At 62.2% G+C, this 26258-nt stretch carries 16 protein-coding genes; 6 read left to right on the top strand and 10 right to left on the bottom strand.

The window, feature by feature from the left end:
• Positions 1-5: 5 nt before the first annotated feature.
• The 3 genes from ACQUQP_RS19925 to ACQUQP_RS19935 all read left to right on the top strand — a co-directional run bounded on the left by ACQUQP_RS19925 (position 6) and on the right by ACQUQP_RS19935 (position 5604).
• Entirely contained in the window at positions 6-2012 is a 2007-nt protein-coding gene (locus ACQUQP_RS19925; RefSeq protein WP_432696768.1) for a TonB-dependent receptor plug domain-containing protein, read from the top strand.
• A gap of 86 nt (positions 2013-2098) precedes the next feature.
• A complete protein-coding gene (locus ACQUQP_RS19930) occupies positions 2099-2956 on the top strand; it encodes an ABC transporter substrate-binding protein (protein ID WP_432696769.1) in 858 nt (285 codons plus the stop codon).
• A complete protein-coding gene (locus ACQUQP_RS19935) occupies positions 2953-5604 on the top strand; it encodes an ATP-binding protein (RefSeq protein ID WP_432696770.1) in 2652 nt (883 codons plus the stop codon). The genes ACQUQP_RS19930 and ACQUQP_RS19935 overlap by 4 nt, the downstream gene beginning before the upstream one ends.
• 21 nt (positions 5605-5625) lie before the next feature.
• Here ACQUQP_RS19935 and ACQUQP_RS19940 read toward each other — a convergent pair whose 3' ends face one another.
• The 4 genes from ACQUQP_RS19940 to ACQUQP_RS19955 form a co-directional block, all read right to left on the bottom strand.
• Complete coding sequence (locus ACQUQP_RS19940; RefSeq protein ID WP_432696771.1) at positions 5626-6003, bottom strand: hypothetical protein; 378 nt, start codon at positions 6001-6003, stop codon at positions 5626-5628.
• On the bottom strand, positions 6003-6485 hold the full coding sequence (locus ACQUQP_RS19945) for a DUF2489 domain-containing protein (RefSeq protein ID WP_432696772.1): 483 nt from the start codon (positions 6483-6485) through the stop codon (positions 6003-6005). The genes ACQUQP_RS19940 and ACQUQP_RS19945 overlap by 1 nt, the downstream gene beginning before the upstream one ends.
• Before the next feature lie 168 nt (positions 6486-6653).
• Positions 6654-7631 carry a c-type cytochrome gene (locus tag ACQUQP_RS19950; protein WP_432696773.1) on the bottom strand — a complete coding sequence of 326 codons (978 nt, stop codon included), beginning with the start codon at positions 7629-7631 and terminating at the stop codon, positions 6654-6656.
• Entirely contained in the window at positions 7628-8284 is a 657-nt protein-coding gene (locus tag ACQUQP_RS19955; protein ID WP_432696774.1) for a c-type cytochrome, read from the bottom strand. The genes ACQUQP_RS19950 and ACQUQP_RS19955 overlap by 4 nt, the downstream gene beginning before the upstream one ends.
• Positions 8285-8643: 359 nt before the next feature.
• Between ACQUQP_RS19955 and ACQUQP_RS19960 the strand changes: the two genes are divergently transcribed.
• Both ACQUQP_RS19960 and ACQUQP_RS19965 read left to right on the top strand, forming a co-directional pair.
• Positions 8644-10134, top strand: a complete 1491-nt coding sequence (locus ACQUQP_RS19960; RefSeq protein ID WP_432696775.1) for a SulP family inorganic anion transporter — start codon at positions 8644-8646, stop codon at positions 10132-10134.
• 39 nt (positions 10135-10173) lie between these two features.
• On the top strand, positions 10174-11016 hold the full coding sequence (locus ACQUQP_RS19965) for a universal stress protein (protein ID WP_432696776.1): 843 nt from the start codon (positions 10174-10176) through the stop codon (positions 11014-11016).
• Here the strand turns inward: ACQUQP_RS19965 and recD are convergent.
• The 3 genes from recD to recC are packed head-to-tail and all read right to left on the bottom strand — an operon-like array spanning position 11008 to position 20175.
• Positions 11008-13059: an exodeoxyribonuclease V subunit alpha gene (recD, locus tag ACQUQP_RS19970; protein ID WP_432696777.1), complete on the bottom strand. Its 2052-nt coding sequence runs from the start codon at positions 13057-13059 to the stop codon at positions 11008-11010. The two genes, ACQUQP_RS19965 and recD, sit on opposite strands and share 9 nt — an antisense overlap.
• Complete coding sequence (gene recB, locus ACQUQP_RS19975) at positions 13052-16759, bottom strand: exodeoxyribonuclease V subunit beta (protein ID WP_432696778.1); 3708 nt, start codon at positions 16757-16759, stop codon at positions 13052-13054. Before recB ends, recD begins: the two co-directional genes overlap by 8 nt.
• Positions 16756-20175: an exodeoxyribonuclease V subunit gamma gene (gene recC, locus ACQUQP_RS19980; RefSeq protein ID WP_432696779.1), complete on the bottom strand. Its 3420-nt coding sequence runs from the start codon at positions 20173-20175 to the stop codon at positions 16756-16758. Before recC ends, recB begins: the two co-directional genes overlap by 4 nt.
• Before the next feature lie 278 nt (positions 20176-20453).
• Between recC and ACQUQP_RS19985 the strand changes: the two genes are divergently transcribed.
• The gene (locus ACQUQP_RS19985; RefSeq protein ID WP_432696780.1) at positions 20454-23009 is read left to right on the top strand and encodes a putative bifunctional diguanylate cyclase/phosphodiesterase; all 2556 of its coding nucleotides are present in this window, start codon (positions 20454-20456) and stop codon (positions 23007-23009) included.
• A 27-nt stretch (positions 23010-23036) separates the two neighbouring features.
• Here the strand turns inward: ACQUQP_RS19985 and fabI are convergent, their stop codons facing one another.
• From fabI to ACQUQP_RS20000, 3 genes are all read right to left on the bottom strand, one after another.
• On the bottom strand, positions 23037-23804 hold the full coding sequence (fabI, locus tag ACQUQP_RS19990; RefSeq protein ID WP_432696781.1) for an enoyl-ACP reductase FabI: 768 nt from the start codon (positions 23802-23804) through the stop codon (positions 23037-23039).
• A 176-nt stretch (positions 23805-23980) separates the two neighbouring features.
• On the bottom strand, positions 23981-24433 hold the full coding sequence (locus tag ACQUQP_RS19995) for an OsmC family protein (protein WP_432696782.1): 453 nt from the start codon (positions 24431-24433) through the stop codon (positions 23981-23983).
• A 350-nt stretch (positions 24434-24783) separates the two neighbouring features.
• Complete coding sequence (locus ACQUQP_RS20000; protein ID WP_432696783.1) at positions 24784-26184, bottom strand: IS1182 family transposase; 1401 nt, start codon at positions 26182-26184, stop codon at positions 24784-24786.
• Positions 26185-26258: the final 74 nt, after the last annotated feature.

Consider the following 26258-nt stretch of genomic DNA (forward strand, 5'->3'; position numbering starts at 1 on the left):
GCTCGATGAAACACCGCTTACTCCTTCCGCTGGTCACCACCCTGGTCTCCCCCGTACTGCACGCGGATGAAACCGGTTACCTTGTGGATATCCCCCGGGTTACCGCCGTCTCCGGCAGCAGCCAATGGCTTAACGACGCTGCCGCGTCTGTAACCATTATCACCCGGGACCTGATCGATGCCTCCGGCGCCCGCACCATCCCCGAACTGCTGCGCCTGGTGCCCGGTTTTCAAAGCTACCGGGTGGATGCCCATAAATGGGGAGTCTCCTACCATGGTGTCGCCGACGATCTGCCGAACCGGCTGGAGTTTCAGGTCGACGGCTGCTCCGTGTATCTGCCGCTACTGTCGACCGTGGAATGGATATCACTGGGTATCACGCCGGACGACGTGGAGCGTATCGAGGTGGTGCGCGGCTCCAACGCCGCCACCCAGGGTTCAAATGCGTTCAGCGGTTCGGTCAATATCATTACCCGCTCGGCACTCAATGAAAGTGGTTTCAGCAGTACCACCCGCGTGGGTTCACGCGGTGAACGGTTGCAGACTGTGCGCGCCAGCGGGCTGGCCGGCGACGGGCACTACCGCCTCTCCAGCGGTTACCGGGAAGATCGGGGCAGCAAGCGCTTCGGCGACGGTTATCATGACAGCTTTATCAATACCCAGCTGCTGCTTCCCCTCAATCTCAGCGACACCCTCAACCTCCGGGCGGGCCTTGGCCGGGGGAGCGTTGCCAGCAGCACCGATTACGGGCCGGAAACCGGTCGTTACCATGGCGACCGCGATCACCGCGCCTTCCACTGGGCGGCGGACTTCGAGCATATCTACTCACCGACCGGCACGCTAAACCTTTCCGCCTGGCAGCAGGCCGTCAATCTGGAAACAGACAGCGCCCGCGACGATGTCGTGCTGCGCTTTTTTGGCGACCTGGTGTCTGCCGATGACCTGGCCGATTTTCGCGCCGCCAATAGCGGACTGCGCCCGGTGGCTGAGCATGGACGCAACCGGGTCAGTGACCTGAGCCTGAGGATCACCGAAACCTGGCAGGACCTGACGCTGAGCGGCAGCCTCGGGTGGCGTGAACTGACGGAGAAAAGTGATGTGCTGTTGGTGGAGGGTCCGGAAAGCGAAGAGCGCTGGCGGCTGCAATCCGCCCTGGAATGGCACCCCGCACGGCACTGGACCCTCAATAGCGGTGTCCTGTTCGAGTCGTCCGACATCGAAGATGCCCTGTCACTGCGCCAGTCGGTCAACTACAAACCGGATCGGCGCTCGGTGATCCGTCTTGGCTGGTCCCGCAGTGAGCGCCTGCCCTCCCTGCTGGAAAGCTACCAGAACTCCACTTTTTACCTGCCTTCCCTGGATGGCTACCTGGTGGATTACAGGCAGTACCAACCGCTGGCGCCGGAGCTGAACCAGACCTGGGAGCTGGGCTATCACCGTCACTGGAAAAAGACGGATTTTGTCGATCTGCGACTGTTCCGGGAAAAGGTCAGCAACGCCATCCACGGTGCAAGCTACAGGCTGTCAGCGGCAGAACAGGCCGATGGCCCGGTATTGAACAGCGTCGCCAGCAGCCGTGCCAACGGCGCGCAATGGACAGCCAGCGGTATAGAGGGGCAGTTCCGCCTGCAACTGAGCCCGGCGCTTTACACCCTGGCCAGTTACAGCCATGTGGATATCAGCAGTGAAAAAGGCCTGCTCCGGGGCACGAACCCGCTTGCCCCCAGGCATACAGCCTCACTGCTGCTGAACTGGTCCGCCAGCGAGAACCTGGATATCAGTCTGATGCATTATTACCTCAGCGATATCCAGTGGCTGCAAAATGAGCGTACCTACACCGACAGCCAGTCGCTGACCAACCTGCGTATCGCCTACACCTGGCCGCTGGTTGACTACAAGCTGGAAACTGCTCTATTGATAGAGGGGCTCGGCGCCCCCACATGGCCGGAGTTTTCCCAGGATAACGCGTACGACCGTGGCGCATTTTTTCAACTTAAGCTGGCATACCGATGATTGGCGCACCTGCAAGGATGGCGAGTGTGAAACCCAGGCTACACAGGCTCTTACTGTGGTTATTACTGCTACTGCCAACGACAGCAGTGGCGGCGCCCCCTTATGTGCTGCTCAGTGCGGCAGGGGGCAGTTATGGCTGGATGCTGGAAGCGCTGAGCCAGCAGTACGGTGGCACACTCGAATCCGCCGTGTTGACGGATCAGACACCGGCATCACGCCCGTTTACGCTGGCGGTGGGCTCAAAGGCCTGCGAAGCGATGATCCGTTATACCGATGAAGAGCAACGTACCCTGTGCCTGTTTCTGCCCTCGCAGACCTTTGTCGAGCTGACATCCGGCGCCAGGGGCCAGCAGCTCCTGGCGGATCGCCGCATCAGCGCCATCTACCTGGATCAACCCCTGCAACGGCAGATGTTATTGGCACAAATGCTGAAGCCAGAGCTGAAAACCATCGGCACCGTACTCGGCCCCGGCAGTGACAGCCAGGCGGAACGGTTCGAGCAGGCCGCCGAGAGCCTGGGACTGACGCCGCTGATCGGCCGACTGCAGGGCAGCGAAAACCCGGTGCGTGCGCTTACGCCGGTCATCGAACAGAGCGATGCCTTCCTGCCGCTGCCGGACAGCTCTGTATTCAACCGCGCCTCGGCGAAATGGATACTCTATCTCACGCTGAAAAACCGCATCCCGTTGATCGGCTTCTCCGCCAACTACGCCAACGCCGGTGCCGTAGTCGCTCTGTATTCGGATTTGGGACAGATCGCCCAACAGGCGGTCGACATCATCAACAACCGCGTCAGCGACGCCGGGCAGCTGCCGCCACCGAGTTACCCACAGGCGTTCAGCATCAGTATCAACCACACCGCCGCAGGCAACCTGGATATGACGCTGCCGACATCCAGCAGCCTGGTGGATGAACTCAAGCGGCTGGAAAGGAACGCGCGATGAAACGCCGTTCGCTGAGCATCCGCTACCGCGTCATGGCACTGACGCTGCTGCCGATGACTCTGCTGGCACTGGTTCTCGGTGGCTACTTCACGATGACCCGCCTGGCCGAGACCCGCGCCAACCTGCTGGAACGGGGCCAGTCGATGGCCAGCCTGATCGCCTCCGCCTCGGAATTCGGTGTCCTCAGTGGCAACCGTGAGCTGCTGCGCAGCCTCAGCAGTGCGCCGGTCAGGACCGCCGAGGTGGTCGACATCGTGTTCTACGATGCGGACTTCCGTCTGCTGTTCCGCAGCAGCACCTTCGAAGTGCAGATTCAGCGTGACCAACCCGAACCCCGTTTACACGAAGGTATCTGGCACTTTACCGCCCCGATCACGGCCAGCGCCCTGCCGCTGCAGGATAACCCGGAGCTGCTGCCGGGAAGCAGCGAGAGCGAAAACCTGGGCTGGGTCGTGGTCCTGCTTTCCGCCAAGCCCACCCTCAAGCAGGAGCGGGAGATTCTGCTGCGCGGGGCCGGCCTGACCATCATCTGCCTGATCATTGCACTGATGCTGGCCAACCGCTTCGGCCGGCGCATCACCTACCCGGTGATCGGGCTGACCCGGCTGATCGAGCGACTGCAGAAAGGCGAGCTGGATGCCCGCGCAGATACCAGTTACACCGGCGAACTGCGCACCCTGGCCACCGGTATCAACCGCCTGGCCACCCGGGTACAGGAGTCCAATCTGCAGTTTGAATTCCGGGTCGAAAGCGCTACCCGGCGACTGACCCAGACGCTGCGCCACCTGGAGCGGCGCAACCGTGACCTCCTGGAGGCACGTCAGCGTGCCGACGACGCCAACCGTGCCAAGGACGATTTCCTCGCCCGCATGAGTCACGAGCTGCGCACACCGCTGACCTCGGTGATCGGCTTTACCGAGCTGCTCGAACACACCCCGCTGGAACGCGAGCAGCAGCAGTATCTGCAGATCATCAGCCGTACCTCCGAACTGCTGCTGACGATCATTGACGATATCCTCGATTTCTCCCGCCTGGAATCCAATGCCATAGAGATCGAGACCCTCAGCTTTGATCTGCAGCAGCGGCTGTTTGACGTACTTGAGGCCCAGTCACCGGCAGCGGCGCGCAAGGGGCTGGAACTGACCGCCCATATTCCCACCGATCTGCCGCTCAAGGCCCTCGGCGACCCGACACGGCTCAGCCAGATCCTCAACAACCTGCTGGGCAACGCCATCAAGTTCACCGAGCAGGGCGAAGTCAGGCTGGATGTGGAGGCACAGCGGCTGCCGGGCAGCGATCCCAGGCTCAGGATCTGCGTCCGCGATACCGGCATCGGCATCGCCGCCTCCCGCATCGATCACCTGTTCAGCGCATTCACCCAGGGTGACAGCTCCATCAGCCGACGCTTCGGCGGTTCCGGGCTGGGACTGGTGATCGCCCAGCGCATGACAGAGTTGATGGGCGGCACCATCCGCCTCGACAGCGTGGAGGGCGAAGGCACCGAGGTCTGGCTCGATCTGCCCCTGCACTACTCGCCCGAACGGCCGGAGATCAAATGCCTGGACCAGGAGATCGACGTTAACCTGGTGCTGTTCGAGCCCCATGCCGGCAGCCGTCAGATGCTGATGAGCCAGCTGCAGATCCTGCCGGGACAGGTACGGGCGATCCGCCATCTGGAGGAACTCCGTGGCCTGTCCGAGGCAGCGAGCCCCTGTACCCTGGTGGTGGGGGTCAGTCCGCTGGAAGCCAGCCAGCGCAAGGTACAGCTGCTCTGCGATCGTATCCGCGCCTACACCTCTGCCAAGTTAATCCTGCTGGTACCGGGCCGCGGCCCCATGCACCTGCATGCCGATGACTTGAAGGTACTGTCCAAACCGCCGCGCTGGCGTGAGCTGCTCGGGGCTCTGGGTCTGCCGTTCAATGACAATGCCGGCCCCCGCAGCCTGGAGCTGGAAACCCGGCTGCCCTACCCTCTGGAGATACTGCTGGCGGAGGATAACGAGTTCAACCGGCTGCTGATCCGGCGCCTGCTCGAAGGACTCGGTGCCCGGGTCACGGAAGTCAGTTCCGGTCAGGAGGCGCTCGATCATCTCGACGGGGCCGATCCGGACCTTGTCCTCATGGACGTGCATATGCCGGGCATGGACGGTATCGAGGCGACCCGCCGGATCAGGCAGAACGACACCCGCCTGCCGATCATCGCGCTGACCGCCAATGTGGTGCCCCATGAGCACCAGGCGCTGGAGCAGGCGGGTATCAATGACCTGCTGCTCAAGCCAATCAACGTGCCGGAACTGCTGCGCGCTCTGGTCCGGCTCTGCGAACAGAAAGTCGGCCAGCAGCTGGAGGTACCGCAAGCCACACCGGAACTGACCGGTTCACTGACTAACCTGACCTCCCCCGAGTCTCTGCATCAGGAGGTGCGCCGGCTGACAGATGCGATCATCCAGGCGCTGGGGCAGCAGGACCGTGAACAGGTTCGTGCGCTTGCCCACCAGCTGATCGGCGTCGCCGGCCTCTACGACCTGCCGGTCCTGGAGAGCTGCACCTCGGAGCTGCAGCAGGCAGCGCAGGATGGAAGTATGCGGGCGCTGTGGCAGGCCGGCTCACGCCTGAAGAGGATCGCGGAGCAGGAGCACCTGGAATAGGCGGCAACCGCCAGGATAAGGCTAAAACTCGCGGGTGATCGGTGCTTCGCGGATAATCCGGTCAAGTTCGTCCAGCACCTGCTGTATCCGCTCCCGGCCGTCGCGGTCATAGAGGTAGCCATCCATGCCGCGACCGGCAGGCGCCTCTCCGTCCAGCCCCTCATGAATAGCGATACAGCGGCGGCGCACCTGTTCCAGCTCCGCATCGTGTACGATCGGCAGGCCGAGAAACATGTCCCAGGCCTCCACCGAGGTGGTGCGTTTCAGCACCCCGGCGAGAATCTCCCGGACCTCTTCACGGCTGGGTCGGTAGGTGGGGGCACGGCCGAAACTGAGAAAAAAGACCAGAACCAGCAGGAAGATCAGCGTCAGCCCGAAGACCAGCACGAACTCCCACATTACTGCATCTGCTCAAGCGGGTAGCTCTGCAACTCGGTCATTGCCTGGCGCACCTGCTCACCGTGCTCCTTCTCGAGCTGCGCCATCTCTTTCTGATAGCTGCGTTTCTCGTCGCGGCTAAGCGCTTTCCAGTCTTCAAGGAAGGGGATGTGCTCGGTGGCCTGGTAAACCCGCTCAATCACCGAAAAAAGCTCATGCTGATGCAGATGCGGCGCCAGATTGTCGAGCATCACTTTGACGCGGATACAGCCCTCGGTCATGGTCATCTTTTCGTCGTGCAGCACCGCCGAGGCGATAATCCGGATACTGTCGATCAGGTAGCGGCGCTGCTCCTCGGCGCGCTGTTCCAGCTCACGCGCCTGCAGTGCCTGCTGTTCACGCTGCTCGCGGGCGGTTTTAAGCTGGCGGCGGATAACGACACTCAACACTACTATGGCGACCAGGCCGATAGCGATCAGCGTGTAGGTTAAACTGGCACTCATCAAAACTCTCTTGCTTGGGTTTCAGGGGTAGTCTTCGGGTGTACGCAAAGCCCGGGCGAAGCGTTCAACTACGAGGGCTATTATAGCGGCAGGGGATGCAGAGGATAACCGCTCCGGGGAAGCGAAACAGAAACAGCCGCCCCGGGCGGAGCGGCTGTGATACAGCGGTTACTCGAAGGTGCGCGGGCGCAGCACATCCGGTTTCAGGAACGGCTTCTCGCCGGTGTTGTCATGCTGACCAAGGATCTGGCCGTTGAACTCGGTGCCGTAGCGGGTCCACTTGTGGAAGTTGTTGTACTTCTCGCGGGTTTCCCTGGCATCGCCTGTGTAACGCGGGTCCTGGGGACGCTCATGGCTGTTGACGAACATCGCCACATCCCAGGCCTGCTGATCGCTCAGTGAACCGGGTTTGCCCAGCGGCATGTTGTTCTTGATGAACGAGGCAGCGGTGAAGATACGGGTCATGCCGGCGCCCCAGTTGTAGGAACCATCACCCCAGAGCGGCGGGAACACCACCTTGCCATCCACTTTCTGGCCCTGGCCGTCAGCACCGTGACAGACGGCGCAGTTATCGGCATACACCTGGGCGCCGCGCTCGTAATCGGCGGGCTGTTCCGGTTCGCGGCCCAGATGGCTGAAGCCACGCCCCCCAATGTTCTTCTCGTAGACCCTGGCACCCTTGGCCAGCCACTGGTGGTAGGCCGCCAGCGCCAGCATATCGTCACTGCCGTAGGCCGGTGGCTTGCCGTTCATGGAGAAGGAGAAGCAGCCTGCGATGCGCTCTTCCAGCGAGTTCACATGCTGGTTCTTGCCGCGGAAATCCGGCAGGGTTGTGGCCGCCGGCCAGACCGGCGCCGACCAGTTCATGCGGCCTTCGCCCATATGGCAGCTTTTGCAGTTCATATCGTTGAATACGTACTCACCGCGCTTCTGCTGGGTATTCATGAACAGGTCGCGCCCCTTGAGGATAACCTCCTTCAACTGGGGCTTGATCGACTCGTCATTGATCAGATCGTCAACCGTCGGGGCCTGATGTACATACTGGCCCTCCTTGTACTCCGGCAGGTTCACCGGCACCGAAGGCCCTTCTGCCAGTACAGGCAGGGAGACTGCGCCCAGAAGCGCCATGGAGATCAGCGTCTTCATTGTGCGCCCTCCTTCATCGACTGGTGAGACAGGTAGGCGGCCACCGCCTGGATCTGTTTCGGGTTGAGACGCGCGGCAATCGCCAGCATCAGCTGGTTTTCATCGTTGCTGCGGGCGCCACTCTGCCAGGCTTCCAGCTGCTTGCGCAGGTAACCGGCGTGCTGCCCGGCCAGCGCCGGAAAGGTACTGCCGACGCCCTGACTGTCGGGACCGTGACAGGTCTCGCAGGGGGCGATGTAGTTATCCCAGTCACCCTGTTTGACCAGTTTTTCTCCCAGTGCCAGCAGGTTTTCATCGGCAGCGGCAGGGGTCGGCTGCGCCGACTGCCCCTGGTAGTAGGCGGCCACATCGTCGATCTGCTGATCACTGAGGTTGGCGGCGTTGGGCGCCATCACCGGATCGCTGCGCCGCCCATCCCGGTAATCGCGCAGTTGGCGCGCCAGGTAACCGGCATCAAGCCCGGCTAGGCGCGGGAATCCCGCTGCATCGTTGCCTGCGCCATCGACACCGTGACAGGCAAGGCAGGGCGCACCGCCCTTGCCATCGCCCTGCATAACCAATTGCTGTCCGGCTGCCGGATCTCCCTCGGCCCGGGCGACCCCGAGCGTCAGTACCAGAGCAGCCAGGCCTGCACCTGCCTGGATTTTTATCATTGTATAGCTCCTGTTCGCGTCCGAATGGCAAAGACCAAATCTGCTTTATGCTAAAAATCTGCTTTTCGCTAAGTTGGATAATAGCCATTATCACCCAGAATTTTAAATTAAACTAATGTAGAGAAAACTAATATATTTATTTACCCCGACCCCTGCCGTGATCCCTAAGGCTCGCTGTGTTAACATTGCTGGCTGTTTTACCCCACCCCATTTGCAGCAAACTGACTTGGTCCGCCTGTGCTCGACAACGAGTATGTTAGCCGGCATTTCTCGGGTTGCTGCCCAGCGGCAGACGCTGCATCTGCCGGTAATAATCCAACTGTTAAATTAATTCGTCTGAACTACGTATCGGGACTCTCATGATTGCAACGCTAAAGTCGGGCTGGTCTCTTCAGAACTTACGCGGCGATGTGCTCGCCGGGCTTGTGGTGGCACTGGCACTGATTCCGGAAGCGATCGCGTTTTCGATCATCGCCGGCGTCGACCCCAAGGTCGGTCTCTACGCCTCTTTCTGTATTGCCGTCGTCACCGCCTTCTTCGGTGGTCGCCCGGGGATGATCTCCGCCGCCACCGGCGCCATGGCGCTGCTGATGGTAACCCTGGTCAAGGAGCACGGCCTGCAATACCTGCTCGCCGCCACCCTGCTGACCGGTGTGTTCCAGATCATTGCCGGCTACCTCAGGCTCGGGTCGCTGATGCGCTTCGTGTCGCGCTCGGTGGTCACCGGCTTCGTCAACGCCCTGGCGATCCTGATCTTCATGGCGCAGCTGCCGGAACTGACCAATGTCACCTGGCACGTCTATGCCATGACCGCGGCAGGCCTTGGCATCATCTACCTCTTCCCCTATGTGCCCCGACTGGGCGCGCTGATCCCCTCGCCGCTGGTCTGCATCCTGGTGCTCACCGCCCTTTCCATCGCGCTGGGACTGGATATCCGCACCGTGGGCGACATGGGCGAGCTGCCGGACGCGCTGCCGCTGTTCCTCTGGCCTGACGTGCCGCTGAACCTGGAAACCCTGTGGATCATCCTGCCCTACTCACTGCCGCTAGCTGTGGTGGGTCTGCTGGAGTCCCTGATGACCGCCACCATCGTCGACGATCTGACCGACACATCCAGCGACAAGAACCGCGAGTGCAAGGGCCAGGGTACTGCCAACATTGTCGCCGGCCTGTTCGGTGGCATGGCCGGCTGCGCCATGATCGGTCAGTCCGTGATCAACGTGAAGTCCGGTGGCCGCACCCGCATCTCCACCCTGATCGCCGGTGTGGTGCTGCTGATTCTGGTGGTGTTCCTGGATGAGTGGGTTTCGCAGATTCCGATGGCCGCACTGGTGGCCGTGATGATCATGGTCTCTATCGGTACCTTCAGCTGGGAGTCTATCGTCAATCTGAAGAAGCACCCGATGTCCACCAACCTGGTGATGCTGGTCACCGTGGCCATCGTCGTCGCGACCCACAACCTGGCACTGGGTGTGTTCGCCGGTGTGCTGCTGGCCGCCCTGTTCTTTGCCAACAAGATCGGCCAGTACCTCTATATTGACAGTGAACTGAGCCAAAACCAGCTAGAGCGCCGTTACCGCATCGTCGGTCAGGTGTTCTTCAGCTCGTCGGAGAAATTTACCGCCGCGTTCGATTTCAAGGAGGATATCGACAGGGTGGTGATTGACGTGAGTCATGCCCACTTCTGGGATATCACGGCAGTATCGGCACTGGACAAGGTGGTGATCAAGTTCCGTCGTGAAGGCACCGAGGTCGAGGTGATCGGTCTCAACGAAGCCAGCGCAACCATCGTTGACCGCTTTGCCGTGCACGACAAGCCAGAGGCGGTTGACCAGCTGATGGGCCACTGATATTCCTGACAGAAAACAGACAACAACCAAGGAGTGCCCATGAACCAAGTAATCGCCTGTATTGACGGCGTCGGCGAACGTTCCGCCGCCATCTGTGACGCGGCGAGCTGGGCCAGCCTGAGATTGGAAGCCCCTCTTAAGCTGTTGCACGTCCTCGATCGCAGTCAGTACCCCACCGAGACCGATCTGACCGGGTCGATTGGCCTCGGCAGCCGCGAAAGCCTGTTGCAGGAGCTCGCCACGCTGGATGAACGCCGCGGCAAGCTGGCCCGCGAGCAGGGCCGGCTGATGCTCGATGCCGCCAGGGATCATGCCCTGGAGCAGGGTATCGACGAGCCCCAGGTGCTGCAGCGCCACGGCGACCTGGTGGAGACCCTGGAAGAGCTGGAGCAGGAGACCCGCCTGCTGGTCTTTGGACGCGGCGGCAGCGCCGGCGAGGCGCTGGGTCATCAGGTGGAAGCGGTGATCCGCGCACTGCACCGGCCGATGCTCGTGCTGACGGAGGAGTTCAAGGCGCCGGAGCGCTTCCTGATCGCCTACGACGGCAGCCCCACGGCACGCAAGGCAGTGGATATGGTCGCCGGCAGCCCGCTGTTCAGCGGTATTCCCTGTGATCTGGTGATGGTCGGCCCGTCCACCACCGACGTGAAGATGGAGCTCAAGCGCGCCGAGGAGGAGCTGACCCGGGCCGGGTTCGCTGTGACGGCGGAGATCGTTGCCGGCGACGTTGAACAGACCCTGCTCAACGAAGTGGTGATGCGCCGCGCCGACATGCTGGTGATGGGTGCCTATGGCCACTCGCGGATCCGGCAGATGCTGGTGGGCAGCACCACCAGCAACCTGATCCGCCAGACCTCGGTGCCGCTGCTCCTGCTACGCTGATTCCAGGATCCGCTCGCGCAACGCGCTGGCACGATGCACCCGGGTGGTGACCGCCTCGTAGAGGCGCGCCCGGGACGGCAGCACCAGCGTAAAGCTGTCGCTGGCCCGGGTGATGCCGGTATACACAAGCTCCCGGGTCAACACCGGGTTCGGCCCCGGTGGCAGCACCAGCGCGGTATGCGCAAACTCCGAGCCCTGGGACTTGTGCACCGTCATCGCGAAAACCGTCTCCACATTCTGCAGCCGGCTCGGTAACACCCATTTCAGGGTGCCATCCGGCAGCGGAAACACCACCCTCAGCACCGATCCACCCTCGCTATCCGGCACCGTCAGGCAGATACCGATATCCCCGTTCATCAAACCCAGCGAGTAATCGTTGCGGGTCAGGATCACCGGGCGCCCCTCGTACCAGAGCGCTTCGGGCGCGATCAAGCCGGCACTCGCCAGTGCCTGTTCGATCAACCCGTTCTGTCCCTCCACACCCCAGGGTCCCTTGCGCAGGGCACAGAGCAGACGGAAACGGCTGAATGTCTCCAGCACCGTCCGCCCCCAGGCCTGCCACACCGGATCAGAGAAATCGCTGCCCGCGGGACGCTGAGCGTGCAAATTTTCCAGGTAGTGGCGGTAACCCGGAGCTCCGCGGCTGCGCCCCAGCGGCCCGCCCTCCAGCATCAGCGGTTGCAACGCCCGGCCCGGCTCAGTACCCGGCTCGATCAGCGCCAGCTCGGCGCTGTTGGCCAGCAGTATTTTTTCCACCCGGCGGGTATCGCCGTCATTCACCGCCCGGGCAAGCTGCCCTATGCCGCTATCGGCACCGAAACGGTGGCTGTGCCTCAGCATGACGATCTGCTGTGCCAGCGGCTGCTCACCCGCCACACCCTTCTCCTGCAACCAGAGGCGTAAGCCTTCGCTGCCGGTCTGCTCCGCCCAGCTCAGGGTGGTTTCGCCATATCCTCCCTGCTGCGCCTGCTGACAGAGGTCACCAAGTACCGCGCCGGCTTCCACCGACGCGAGCTGGTCCTTGTCACCCAGCAAAACCAGGCGGGCGGTGCCAGGCAGAGCACCCAGCAGCGCGTGCATCATCTCCAGATCGATCATCGAGGCTTCATCCACCACCACCAGATCGGCATGCAGCGGATTGCCGGCGTTATGGCGGAAATGGCGGCTGTCCGGGCGCGACCCCAGCAACCTGTGCAGGGTACTGACTTCGGTGGGCACAGCCTCGCCCATATCACCGGGCAGCGAATTGACCGCCCGGCTGATCGACTCGGTGAGGCGTGCCGCTGCCTTGCCAGTGGGCGCCGCCAGGCGGATGCGCAGTGCGCCGCCCTGCTGCCGCGCCTGGCTCTGCAGCAGCGCCAGCAAACGCACCACTGTGGTGGTTTTACCGGTACCGGGGCCGCCGGTAATGATCGCAAAGCGCCCTTTCGCCGCCAGAGCACAGGCCAGGCGCTGCCAGTCGACCCGCTGCGGCGCGTCGTCCGGGAACAAACGGTCCAGCGCCGGCGCCAGCGTATCCACCGTCGCGGGCAGGGAGGACTCAGCGACCCTCTCCCGGATCGCTGCTGCCACAGCCACCTCGTAACGCCACTGACGCCGCAGGTAGAGACGCGCAGGCTTACCGGGCTGAAGCACCAGGGGTGAATTGCCGGCGCCGGTCTGCACCAGCGAAGAGGTGTTGATCCGCTCCAGCCAGGTATTCAGCGCCAACCCCTGCAGCAGTTCGCTGGGCCGATCCGGCAGCACCTCGCCGTAGGCGCCTTCGGGCGGGAGGGAAAGCGCCGCATCCGGGTCAGCCAGGGTGGCTTCCAGGTCCAGGCAGATGTGGCCTCGGCCCAACTGATGACTGCACAGCACCGCCGCCAGCAGCAGCTCCGGCGCGGCCTTCGGGTCCAGCTCGGCCAGCATCCGCGCCAGCGACAGGTCCAGGGCACGGATCCAGCCCTGCGCCTGCCAGCGCTCCAGCACCTCCCAGAGCCGGCCGCCGTCAAATCCCGGCGCCATGGCGAACAGATCCTCCTGTCCCGATTCAAACTTATCCACAGGCCGCCTCCTTCTCTTCACCAGCAAACAGGGCATCCAGTTCCAGGATCAGCTCAACCGGAGGTCGGTCAACAAAGGCACCCCGCTGGCGGGGCTCATCGATACCGCGCAGGAACAGGTAGACAGCGCCGCCCACATAGGACTCATAGCCCGCGGCGGGGTCCGCCGCGTACCCGGGCAGACGCGCCTTTAACAGGCGATGCAGTGCCAGGGTATAGAGCACGTACTGCAGATCGTAGCGTTTGTGCAGTATCGCCGTGCGCATCGCCGCCTCGGTGTAGGCGCTGGCATCCGCGCCCAGCCAGTTGGATTTGTAATCCGCGACCCAGTAGCGCCCCTCATGTTCAAACAGCAGGTCGATAAACCCCTTCAGCATGCCGTTGAGCTGGCCCTGTTCCAGCTCCGGACGGGACTCGCCCTGCAGCACCGCAGCCTGCACACGGCGGTCCAGCTCGCTGACCTGCACCCGGGCACTGGCAAACCAGAACTCCATCTCCGCTTTGGCGTTATCGAGCTGCGCAAGGCTCACAGACGCCGCCGATCCCAACGGCAGCGGTGTACTCAGCAGGCGCTTGAGCCAGTCATCCAGCAGCGCTTTCCACGGCTCCCAGTCCCGGCGCTGACAGCGGGGATCCAGGAAGCTGTTGCGCAACGATTCACTCCCGGCGACCCGGTCAAAGCCCTCCTCGGCGGCCCACTCCAGCATACCGTGCAGGAAGGTACCGGCAGCGGGACCTTTCCAGAAGCGGTGGATATCCGGGTTGCCGTCGACCACCGGCTGAACGCTCGGTTCGTCACGGGTCTCCAGGGCGTTGTCATCGTCGGCGGTCTCTGCCGCTTCGGCAGGTGTCGCCTGCACCTCGGTCTGCCCCTTGGGACGGCAGATCGCCGAGTAACTGGCGATCCACCAGCGCAGGCTCTCCGCCGCACGGGTGACCCGCTCGGCGGGGCGCAGTATGAGTCCCTCACTGCTGGCAGGCAGGCGTTCGCTGTCGGCTTGCGGCAGAGGCTGGAGCGCCAGGGAGGAACCGTCGCAGAGCTCCGCGAAAACGCTGTCCAGGGAGGCGGCATCCGCCTGGCTACCGGCCAGTAACTGCCCCAGTGCGCTCTTACCCACCTCCTTGAGACCGGCCAGACCGACCCAGCAGGCATGGACCGGACGGGTCAGCGCCACGTAGAGCAGGCGCAGATCCTCCTGCAGCCGCTCCCGGTCCGCCAGCGCGCGGGCATTTTTGTCATTCTTGTCCAGCTCCAGGGCGGTGCCGCCCTCCTCATCGTGGTAGAGGTAACTGCTGTTCTTGCCGCTGACCGGACGGCAATCGCTGATAAAGGGCAGGAACACCAGCGGATACTCCAGTCCCTTGGATTTGTGGATGGTGATCACCTGCACCCGGCCGGCGTCGCTCTCCAGTCGCAGCACACGCTCTTCGGCGTTGCCCTGGCGCTCCACCAGCTGTTCGGCGAGCCAGCGTACCAGTGCCAGCTCGCCATCCAGCAGCAGGCTCGCCTGCTGCAGAATCTCTCCCAAATGCAGAAGGTTGGTAAGCACCCGCTCACCCTCAGTCGTCTGGAGCAAGCGGGCAGGCAACTCGAACGCATCCAGCCAGCGGCGGATCAGCGCCAGCACACCGTGGCGCCGCCAGTGCTCGCGCAGACTGCGGAACAGCTCCACCCGGGACTCCCAGAGCAGCTCGTCCCGGTTGAGCCGGTCCAGTTCGTTCAGCGCCAGACCCAGGGTCTGGCTGGCCAGCGCCTCATGGATCAGCCCCGGCAGCTCCGGCTCGGCACAGGCCTTGAGCCAGCGCCAGAGATCCTGTGCCTCGGCGGTATCAAACACCGATTCCCGGTCCGACAGATAGACACTGCGCACATCACGCCTTTCCAGCGCCTGGCGCACCAGCTGCGCCTCACTGCCGGTGCGCACCAGGATAGCGATATCCCCAGGCCTTAGCGGATCGAGACCACCGTCCGGTTTACGGAACCCGGCCCGACCCTGCTGCGACAGCCGCAGCAGGCGGCAGATCTGGCTGGCAGTGGTTTCCGCCAGGGTGCCACGAAAGGCGGGCTTGCTGGCCGCACCCTCCGAATCCAGCCACCAGGCGGTCAGCGCGGCTCCAGTGGCGCCATCGATCTCAAGCTCCTCCTTGCGTCCGTTGGCACTTACCGGGGTGAACGGCAGCGGGCTGTCACCCTCGCTGCCAAACTGAAAGGCCCCCTGCGGCTGCGTTTTTTCCGCCTGTTCAAACAGGCGGTTAACAGCGCCGACCATCGCCTCGCTGGAGCGGAAGTTGGTGCCCAGGGTATAGAGCTTGCCGGCACAGTCCCGGCGGGCGCGCAGATAGGTGTGGATATCGGCACCACGGAAAGCGTAGATCGCCTGTTTGGGGTCGCCGATCATCAACAGCGCAGAGCGTGCCGGATCCTCGCTGGCGTAGATGCTGCTGAAGCTCTGGTACTGAACCGGGTCGGTATCCTGGAACTCGTCGATCAGCGCCACCGGGTACTGCTGCACGATCTGCCGCGCCAGCCGCTGCCCCGCCTCGCCCTGCGCCAGAGCATCGGCCAGGCGGGTCAGCAGGTCATCAAAGCCGAGCTTGGCCACACGGCGCTTGTTCTGCTCGACCCGCTCACGTACCCAGAGCGCGGCATGACGACGCACCGGGTTCAGGTCAGGCGCAGCGGCCAGATGCTCGACCAGGTCGGTGAGCGCATCGAAGGCAGGATGCACCGGCGTACCGTCCGGCTGGAATTTCTTGTTGGTCTTGGCGCTGAGCCTGGCGCTGCTGAAGTTGTCGAGCAGTTTTCTATCGCCCTCCTCACCCCGGCTCCACTCCAGCATCGCTTGCAGCTGCTCCGGCAGCTTATCCGGCTTGTAAACCTGTTTGCTCAGGGCGCCACGATCTACCGCTTCATGCAGCCGGCTTTCAACAGCCTGGTTATCGCTGTTCCAGAGCGCACGGGCAGCGGATTCTAGCGCCTCACGCTGCTGCTCCCAGCTCACCAGCCTGGCGGCGAAATCCTCCGGTGACACCGGGGCCGGCAGGGGTTCACCGGCCTGGTAAAGCGCCGCCCCGCTGTTGTTGATCAGCGGCCGGATCACCTCGGCGAGCCGATCGGGTTCCGGCGCCAGGGCACTCAAACCCCGAGCCGCCGCTGCAGACAGTGGATAACAGAAGGTGCGCCAGTAATCGCGTACCGCCTCCGCTTCGATCTCGCTGTTATCGCCCTCCAGTTCCTGGTCGAACAGGCTGCCACTGTCGAAGGCGTGCTGGGTCAGCATGCGCTGGCTCCAGCCGTGGATGGTGTAGATCGCCGCTTCATCCATCCATTGCGCCGCCTGATCGAGCTGGTGAGCGGCGCTGGCCCGGGCCGCCGGGTCGGTATACCTGGGTTCGTCCAGCAATGACTGCAGGAAGGGGTCGCCCGGCGCCTGCTGACCGCGGAATACCCGGGCCCCCTCGGCCAGGCGGTCCCGGATCCGCTCACGCAATTCCCGGGTGGCGGCGTTGGTAAAGGTCACCACCAGAATCTCTGGCGGCAGCAGCGGCCGCGGATAGGCAGCGTCGTCGCCATGACCCAGTACCAGCCGCAGGTAGAGCGCGGCGATGGTGTAGGTCTTGCCGGTACCGGCGCTGGCCTCGATCAGACGGCGGCCGTGCAGCGGAAAGCGCAGTGGATCCAGCTGGATGATGTCGCTCATGCGGTCTCTCCTGTAGCCGCAACGCGGGCATGCTGTAACAGTGGCTGGTAAAGTGCCCGCGCCCAGGATTCCAGACCCTGCTCGGCCAGCGCGTCGAAGTCCGGCCGGGCCCGCGCCAGCGCCGGATCCTCCTGCACCTCGCCGCTGACCTGGCTGTTGCCGACGTAGGCCTGGTACGCCGCCATCAACGCTTTGTCCTCCGGCTCGGTGATCAGGGCCAGTCCTGCGCGGCAGGCCAATGGCGGTGGTGTCTGCATCGCCTGGGCCCAGTGGCCGATGATAGCGGCGAGTATCTCCAGGGCACCGGCGCGGTCGAGAGGTTCCAGCAGCACGCTGCTGTCCGGTCCCACCAGCCAGCTGCGCAGGTCATAGCCCTGGGCGCAGCCGCACAGGTGCTCGACCCAGAGACGCAGCAGGCGGTGCCAGCGTGGCCCTTTCCTGTCGGTCACCGCCTGGGGCGAGGTGCGGATCAGCGCATAACGCCCCTCCTGCTCGGATACATCGCCGAGCCAGTCTTCGATCAGCACCGGCTCACCCTCTACGTCGAACCTCAGTGCGATCTCCAGCGCGCCCTGCAGCGGCGCCCAGTCTGCCAGCGGTTCCAGGTGACGCAGGGTCGCCTGCACCGGGCTCAGTATCGGCTGCAGCGACAGGCGGCCATATTCGCCCAGCGGCAGGCGCCCCGCCCTACGCCAGCGCGCCAGCTCCTCATTCAATGCCTGGTTCGGTTCCTCCCCGGTCCGGGCGGCGACGATCATCTCCTGACCCAGCTGGAACTGCTCCAGCCGATTGAAGGCAAAGGGCTCATGTTCTTCCTGCTGCGCGGCCGGCTGCTGGAAATAGACATGGAGACGCTCGTTAAAGAAGCTGCGCACCGGATAACGCAGGAAGCGTCCGAGCCGCTGCAGCGTCAGTGCACCATCCGGCAGTGCCGCCGGCAACGCAGCGCGCTCACCCGGCTCCGCCGTCTCATGGATCTCGCGCCACTCCTGGGCATAGGTAAACAGGCGCGGATCCGCTGTAACCGAGGCATCAAAATATCTGGTACTGAACGGCTGCAACGGGTGCTCCAGCGTCAGTTGCGCCAGCACCTCGGCGCCATCGCTGCTCCAGCCCTGCTCCAGGTGATCGCGCAGCTGCGCCACCAGCACCGATGGCGGCTGCGGCTGGTTATCACGGATGCTGCGCCCAACCCAGCTGATATACAGGCGCTCGCGGGCGGAGAGCAGCGCCTCAAGGAACAGGTAGCGGTCATCCTCACGCCTGGAGCGGTCACCGGGACGGTACTGCCGCGCCATCAGGTCAAAATCCTGCGGCGGCTTGATCCGTGGATAGTCGCCGTCGTTCATACCGAGCAGGAACACCTCCCGGAACGGGATGGCGCGCATCGGCATCAGTGTCGAGAAGGTCAGCCGCCCGGCCATGAAGCGGGCCGACAGGCTGCCCTGATCGATGGCGCCAAGCCAGGCCTCCCGCGCCACGGTCAGCGGCAGTTCGGCGCTCAGCCCGGCGTCGATACAGCCCTGGGTCCAGGCCTGCAGCTCGGCGCTCAGGCGTTCGACCAGCAGCAGGTCGGCATCGTCGCTCGGTTCGAAAAAGCGCTCCAGCAGCCAGTTCAGCTGCTCGCGCCAGCCCAACGCGTCCTGCGGCTGAGCAAGTCCCTGCAGCAGCTCGCGCAGATCATCGAGCAGCAGCGCCAGGGAGCCTGCCAGGGCGGCCTCCAGACCGGCCACTTCGTCGTAGGGCTCGATCTCGGCAAAGGCCTCACCGTCACCGATGGCGTAGCCCAGCAGCATGCGGCGGATACCGAACAGCCAGGCGTTCTGCTCCAGCCCCTGCGGCAGCTCCAGACCGGCACGGTGGGCGGCATCCAGGCCCCAGCGGATACCCGCGCCGTCGATCCAGCGCTGCAGCGTGGGGATATCAGCCGGGTCCAGCCCGTAGCGGCGCTGTAGCGCCGGTACTTCCAGCAGATCCAGCAGGTCACTGGCACCGAGGCGCAGCTCCGGCAGCCGCAGCAGCTGCTCCAGCGCCACCAGCAGGGGAACCTGACCACGGCTGGACTGGTCCGCCAGGCTGTAGGGGATATAGCGGGGATCATCCGGCTCCAGGCGTCCGAATACCGCCTCGATATGCGGCTGGTAGACGCCGATATCCGGCACCATCACGATCATGTCACGGGGTTTCAGCCCGGGATCCCGGTCCAGCCGCCGCAGCAGCTGGTCCTGCAGAATCTCGACCTCCCGCTGCGCACTGTGCGCCACGTGGAAGACCAGCGAATCATCTGCCGGCGGCAAAGGGCGCGCCGGCTGGGGCATGGGGTTGAGCTCGAGAATATCCTGCTGCAGCTGCTGCAGTAACGCCAGGCCCTCCGGGTTCTCGTCAGGCTCGTCGAACAGGTCGATGCGGCTGTCATTGAACCAGTGCCGGTAACGCTCACTCTGATCGAACTCGTCCAGCAGGCGGATATAGTCTCGCCCCTGTTTTCCCCAGGCCGCCAGCAACGGCGGCGCATGCAGATGCATCTCTTCACTGCCCAGGCTCAGCGGAACCCCGGCACGCCGCTGCTGGCGTTTGTGTTCGGCCCGCAGCAGCTCCTTGCCCTCGATGATATCGGCCCAGTAATAACGGCAGGGGTTGAGTACCGCCACCATCACCTGAAGCTGACCGGAGAGCGCGGCCAGTGCTTCGATCATCTGTTGCGGCAGGGCTGAAATGCCAAACACCATCAGCCGGGGCGGCAACCCCCGCGGACGTTGCTGCAGCTGCCGGCAGGCATCGAGAAAGCGCTGGTGAAGATCGGCCCGGGAGCTGTTCTCGGCCTCATCCAGGTCGGCGCGGATCTCGCGCCAGAGTCTGGGCTGCCAAAGCTGATCCTCCGCCAGCGGCAGCGGATCGCCCTCGGCGCTGCGCATCTGGTCGAGCCCCTCGGCCCAGTCGGCGAGCCAGTCGGCGCGGTACACCTGGTACTGGTCGAACAGATCCGCCAGGTGCTCGGCCAGCTGATACGCCTTGCGCTCGCCCGGGTCTGACTGCAGATACTGCGCCAGTGAAGCAAACTCCGGCGTGCTCAGAAGCCCCGGCAACAGCCGTAGCAGGCGCCAGCGCAGCTGGGGTTTATCGTAGGGGGACTGGCGCGGCACCGCCTCTTCACCGAGCACCGCCCGGTAGGCACGCCAGAGAAACGCGGACGGCAGATCCACACTGAGCCCGGCGGCGATTCCACAGCCTCCCTCGGCAACCGGAGCCGCCAGCGCCAGCCGCAGCCACTGGGCGATACCGTTACTCTGTACCAGGATCTGCTCATCCACCAGCGGTGGCAGGGGGTTGTCACGCATCCAGCGCACCATCAGGTCACGCAGGGTCTCTAGACGGTTGGCATGGATAATCGCCAGGCCGGTGGGCAGCTCGGACATAGATTCTCACAGATCGACTTGCGCAAACCCGACAGGGGTTTTCATGGGTGGAACAAGTCTGCAACAGCAGTGTATGGCGGAGCAAGCGCTAGCCGGACGGGGAGCTGTTGCCGCTGGCAGCGGACCTTAGCGCGCCTCGTTGACCTGGATCAAACAACCAGGAGTGTTACCGATTTCATTCAAAACAGGGGCAGGTATGATCGACCAACCCCGCCTTAACAACCAACGGTCGCAAACTGCCGCCGGGGCTCGATACGTCTATCCGAAGTACTGGGATTATGATCAAAAAAACACCCACCATCCGCCGTTACCTGCTGCAACGCACGCTGCTGTACTCTCTACTGGGCTTCGGTGTGCTGTTGCTCGTCGCCAGCCAGGCCTACCAGAGCAGTGTTCGCGAAAGTGGCAAGCTGGTGGCGCGTACCGTCGCCGAAACCACGTTCAACTCCATGTATCTGGTGATGAGCCAGGGCTGGACCCGGACGCAGCTGGAACAGTTTGTCGGCCAGCTGGAATCGGATGATATCAACGACACCCTGAGAGTCTCGGTGTTGCGGGGCCCGGTGGTGATGGAGAAATTCGGCCATATCGAGCAACCCGCATTCGACCTGCGCATGACCGAGGCGCTGGAACAGGGCGAGATTATCGAAATAGCCAATGGCGACCACCTGCGCACGCTTTATCCGCTCAAGGCCCGCGAAGTCTGCACCGCCTGCCACACCAACGCCAGCATCGGCGATACCCTCGGGCTCATCGAAGTGCGCCAGAACCTGAAGCCCCAGTTGAGTGCCGCCAACAAGAGCCTGCTGCTCTACCTGCTCGCCCTGGCCCCGCTGCCGCTGTTCCTGGCCTACTGGTCGGTGCGCCGGATCACCCACAACGTCAACGACTCGCTTGACCAGCTCACCTCCAGCATCCAGCAGGTGGAGTCACTGGCGGATCTGAACTCCATCAAACGTCGCGATATGCAGTTCGGTTTCAAGGAGCTGAACCGTATCTTCGGTCAGGTCTCGCACCTGGCGGGCAAGCTTCACTCCATTGCCGTGGACAAGGATCTGCTCGAGTTCGAGATCCGCCTGCTGGAAAAATGCGTGATCACCTCCGAGGTGGTGCGGGACTGGCGCGAGTACGTCAACGCGCTGATTCTCGATATTAACCAGGTGATCCCGATCTACACCATGTTCTCGATCTTCAAGGTGGACGAGGAGCAGTTCGACCTGGAGATATTCTGGCTCTCGCCGCCGTCGGAACAGAGCCGTTCCATGATGGAGCGGACCATCGTTGAGCGGCTGCGAATCCAGAGTAACCTCTTTGGTATCGGCGATTTCAAAATACGCCACAACGTGGCCGACCCTCAGCGCGAGCCGCTGCATCTGAGCGTCGAAGAGGTGGAGCTGCAGGCGAAATCCCTGCTGGTAGAGACACCCAAGATTGGCGGTATCGTCGGTATCGGCGTCCAGGCCGAAACCGTGCGCGACCAGACCAAGCTGCTGGTGATCGAATCCATTCTGTCGACCCTGCTCAACGTGGTGGGATCGGTCAAGGCGATCTACAAGTACACCCGCGACCTGGAGTATTACGCTACCCGTGACCCGCTGACCAACCTCTACAACCAGCGTATGTTCTGGGAGCTGCTCGATTACGAACTGGATCGCAGCAGCCGCCACGGCTACAAAACCGCCCTGCTGCTAATCGACCTGGACAACTTCAAGGCGATCAACGATGGCTATGGCCACAGCTGCGGTGACCGCCTGCTGACCGGCCTTGCCAATGCACTGGAACAGCAGCTGGAAACCGGCACAGTCCTGGCCCGTTACGGCGGCGATGAATTTGTCGTGGTGCTGCCGGAGGCGTCGCTGGAAGCCGCCGGCGCGCTGGCCGAGCGGCTGCTGCACGCGACCCAGAGCTACATCCTGGAGCGCGACGACGGCAGCACCATCCGCGCCACCTGTTCCATCGGCGTGGGTGTGTTCCCGGATCACGGCGACAACCGCAAAGACCTGTTCATGTTCGTGGACAACCTGATGTACCGCGCCAAGTCCCAGGGCAAGGACCGCATCGCGCTGCCCCACGACAAGGACCTGGCGGACATTTTCCGGGATATGAACGAGAAGAGCCTGCTGGTCAGCAAAGCGATCGAGGAGCGCAGCATTCTGCCCGCGTTCCAGCCGATCTGCCCCACCGGCGACGGCATCCGTGCCGTAGAAGTCCTGAGCCGTATTCAGTTGCCCGGCAACCAGTTGATGAGTGCCGGCGAGTTCATCGAAATCGCCGAGACCATGGGCAAGGTCCACCTGATCGATTACATCGTTACCGAAAAGGCGTTCGAGAAGGTACGCCAGACCGGCTACGACGGGCTGATCTTCATCAACCTGTCGCCGCGCTCTGTCCTGGTGGCTGACTTCCTCAAGCGGATCCACGCGCTGGTTGAGGAGTACCGGATCGACCCGACCCGCATCGTGTTTGAAATTACCGAGCGCGACACGGTGAAAAACATGTCCCTGCTGGAGAAGTTTGTCCACAACCTGAAGGATCAGGGGTACCAGCTGGCGATAGACGATTTCGGCTCAGGCTTCTCGTCCTTCCATTACCTGAAATACCTGCCGATCGACTTCGTCAAAATCGAGGGTGAGTTCATCGCCAACATGGCCCACGACCAGCGGGATATGGCGTTCGTGACCAGTATCACCCAGCTCACCAAGGAGCTGAACGTGAAGACCGTGGCGGAGTTTGTAGAGACCGAAGAGGTACTGCAGCTGGTCCGGGAGGCGGGTATCGACTACGCCCAGGGCTACCTGCTTGGCCGCCCCGGGCTGGAGCTTGAGGGGCTCTAGCAGACTGCTCCCCTCCCGTCAGGCTCTTTAGCCGATCAGGTGACGCCCGGCATCCACGAAGACGCGGTTACCGGTCTGGGTTTTCGCCAGATCGCTGATCAGGAACGCCGCCAGTGCACCCACCTCGTCCGGTGTGCCCAGGCGCTTCAGCGGGGATTTGCTGGTCGCGTCCTCCATCAGTTCATCAAAGTGGTCGATACCGCTGGCCGCCCGGGTCGGCATCGGGCCCGGCGAGATGGAGTGCACCCGGATCTGCTGCTCACCCAGCTCCGAAGCAAGATAGCGTGCGCAGCTATCCAGCGCTGCCTTGATCGGCCCCATCAGGTTGTAATGATCAACCACCTTCTCCGCGCCTTCGTAGCTCATGGTCAGCAGCGTACCGCCATCCGGCATCAGGCGCTGGGACTGTTTCGCCATGCGTACAAACGAATGACAGGAGATATCCATCGCCTTGCAGAAGCCGTCGCCGCTGCTATCCACCAGACGACCATGCAGCTCATCCAGCGGTGACCAGGCGATGGAGTGCACGGCAAAATCGATCGTGCCCCAGTGCTTTTCCATCTCATGGTAAACCGACTCAAGCTCACCTTCGACCGAGACATCACAGGGCAGCAGCAGCTTGGCACCCAGCTCGTCCGCCAGCGGCTGAACGTAAGGCTTGGCCTTCTCGTTCAGATAGGTCACACAAAGCTCTGCTCCCAGCTCGGCGAGCACCTTGGCACAGCCGTAAGCGATACTGTGGCGGTTGGCAATCCCCAGGATCACTCCACGTTTACCTTCCAGACTCAGGCTCATATGCAATCTCCTTATCCATTCAAGCAGGTTAACCGGAGCACGCCGGCACAATACCGCAGTGCAGCATAAATCATGCCGATTGACCAGTAGAAACTCGCAGGGAAGTGACTGGCCGCATCAGCAGGCAGCCAGTCTAGGGGAGAAAAATGACAGTTCGGGGATTGCCGGAGTGGGTCTCAGGCGATGCAGCCGGCGGCACTCAACTCATGCACCACAACGGTGGTGTAGTGGATATTGTCATGCAGCGGACAGCGGGCGCATACCTCGTCCAGAAACGCCTGCTTGGCCTCGTCGCTCATATCCGCATCGATCTCGGCACTGATTTCGATGGTCTGGAAGCCGACCCGGTCGTCGCTGGGCTTGCCCAGCAGCCCCGCCGGGTTCAGGTCGCCCTCAACCACCACACGCATGCCGCGCAGATCGAGTTTCTGCTGCGCAGCTGCGATACGTGCGATGGATCCGACACAGCCGGCCAGGGAAAACAGGAAATATTCCAGCGGCGTCGGTCCCAGGTCCGTACCACCCCCGGCTGTAGGTTGATCGATCACAACGTTGTGGCCGCGGATGTCGGACTTGATCGCGAAGCTTGGTCCCATCTCCGCAGTGATGGATATGCGTTTGGTAGCCATGACTGGACTCCTATAATTTAGATATTACTAATTTATAGTGCAGTCGCAGCATTCACAAGCACGGCCAAGCAAGATTCACGGAAACAGAGGCAGATATTGATCCAGGCCCGGATCCACTATGACAGGAACCGCTCGGCGCGCCGTTTGGCACCGGTGCGGCAGTTAATCGCGGCAGAATTGTTAGCCCCATTGGACAGCTCTTCCTATCTGAAAAGCGGGGCTTAAAACGCAAAAAACGCGCCGGATGAGAGTGTGTAAAAACACAGTTTCCTCAGGCCCGGGTAAAGAACCCTGTCATTTGGCAGGGTTCTTCGTTTCTGAGCGCGACTAATTCACAACCCATCTATCTATCAGATCAGTTGCAGCATTCTCTGGACCCCAAGAGCATTGATCATGCGATTTAAGTTGTAAGCCATAACCGCCAACCCCATTTCTGATTCTGCACCGGATTGCCCCCAACATCTGAAACGCCGCATACCCATATTGTGCTTAAGTTGAGCAAACGGACGCTCGACAACGGCACTTCGTAACCGCATTAAACCTGGGTTTTCATCAACTCTTTGCTGGGAACGATCCAGTGCGTCTTCATTGAAGTGTCGGGTGACCCAGCGTTTATCAGCGCTTGTGCACCGGCCCTGCAAGGGACAGGCGTTACAACCAGTCCGGGCATATAGGCGGTGCTTTTTCTTGCGATTGTAGGTCTGGTAGGTCAACAACTGACCGGCTGGGCAAGTAAACTGATCTTGCTCACTGTCGTAGGTAAACTCACTTTTCTGGAAGTAGTTCCCCTTATTGTTAACAGCGCGATTGACCGGAACTGCGGGTTCGATGCCTTGCTCCTCACATCGCTCCAACTGCTCCCCATTGGAGTAGCCTGCATCGGCGAGAACTTGAAGTGTATCTGCACCAAGCTCCGACTTTGCAGTCGTTGCTATCGGCTCCAATTGACGGTTGTCGCTACCTTCGGTCGTGACCTCATGATGGACGATCAGACCAGTCTCTACGTCAACGGCACTTTGTACGTTATATCCAACCACAATGCCTTCCCGGCCGGAGCGCATACGCTTGGCCTCAGGCTCGGTTTCACAGCACTGTGATGCCCCTTTATCTAGAGAGCCTGAGAGCCCGTCGAGCCTTACTTTGCGCTTCTGGAGCTGACTCAATGCCTCGTGGATGGAGCCTTTGTCGTTCGTACCCGATTGCTCGGATTTAGCCATCAGGTGCAGGTAATCATCAATCTTGCGGTTTAAGCGTTTCTGGAGAGCGTCGAGCTGCTTACGGTTATAAGTTTTACTCATGCTGGCGGCAGCTCGGAACTTGCTGCCATCAATCGCTATCATCCGACTATCAAGTAGGCTCGCTTCACGGCAAAACTGAATGAAGCCGCGGCAGGCCTCGCGTATGGCTTTGCTGTTTTGTTGACGGAAGTTAGCCAGTGTCTTGAAGTCGGGCGCCAATCGCTTCATCAGCCACAGTACTTCGACGTTGCGGTGGCACTCTTTCTCTAGCCTACGGGTACTACGCACTTGATTGAGGTACCCGTAGGTATAGAGTTTAAGGAGATCGGCCGGGTCATAGGGTTTGCGACCGGTGTGTTTGGTAGCGGCCTGAGTAAAGCCCAGAGCTAGCATATCCAATGAATCCATGTAGGCATCGATAACCCTGACAGGATTATCTGCCGAGACATAATCATCTAAGCTCTCTGGAAACAGAGTGCTCTGCTGCCGGGGTTCCCCTTTGAGATGACGCATAAAAAAATACCCGCACTTATTGGTGCGGGTATTTTGTCGGTATAGAGAGTGTTTTTACACATCCTCGGATGGCG

This window comes from Marinobacterium sp. YM272 (assembly GCF_050908845.1).
In the GTDB taxonomy this organism is placed as follows: domain Bacteria; phylum Pseudomonadota; class Gammaproteobacteria; order Pseudomonadales; family Balneatricaceae; genus Marinobacterium_D.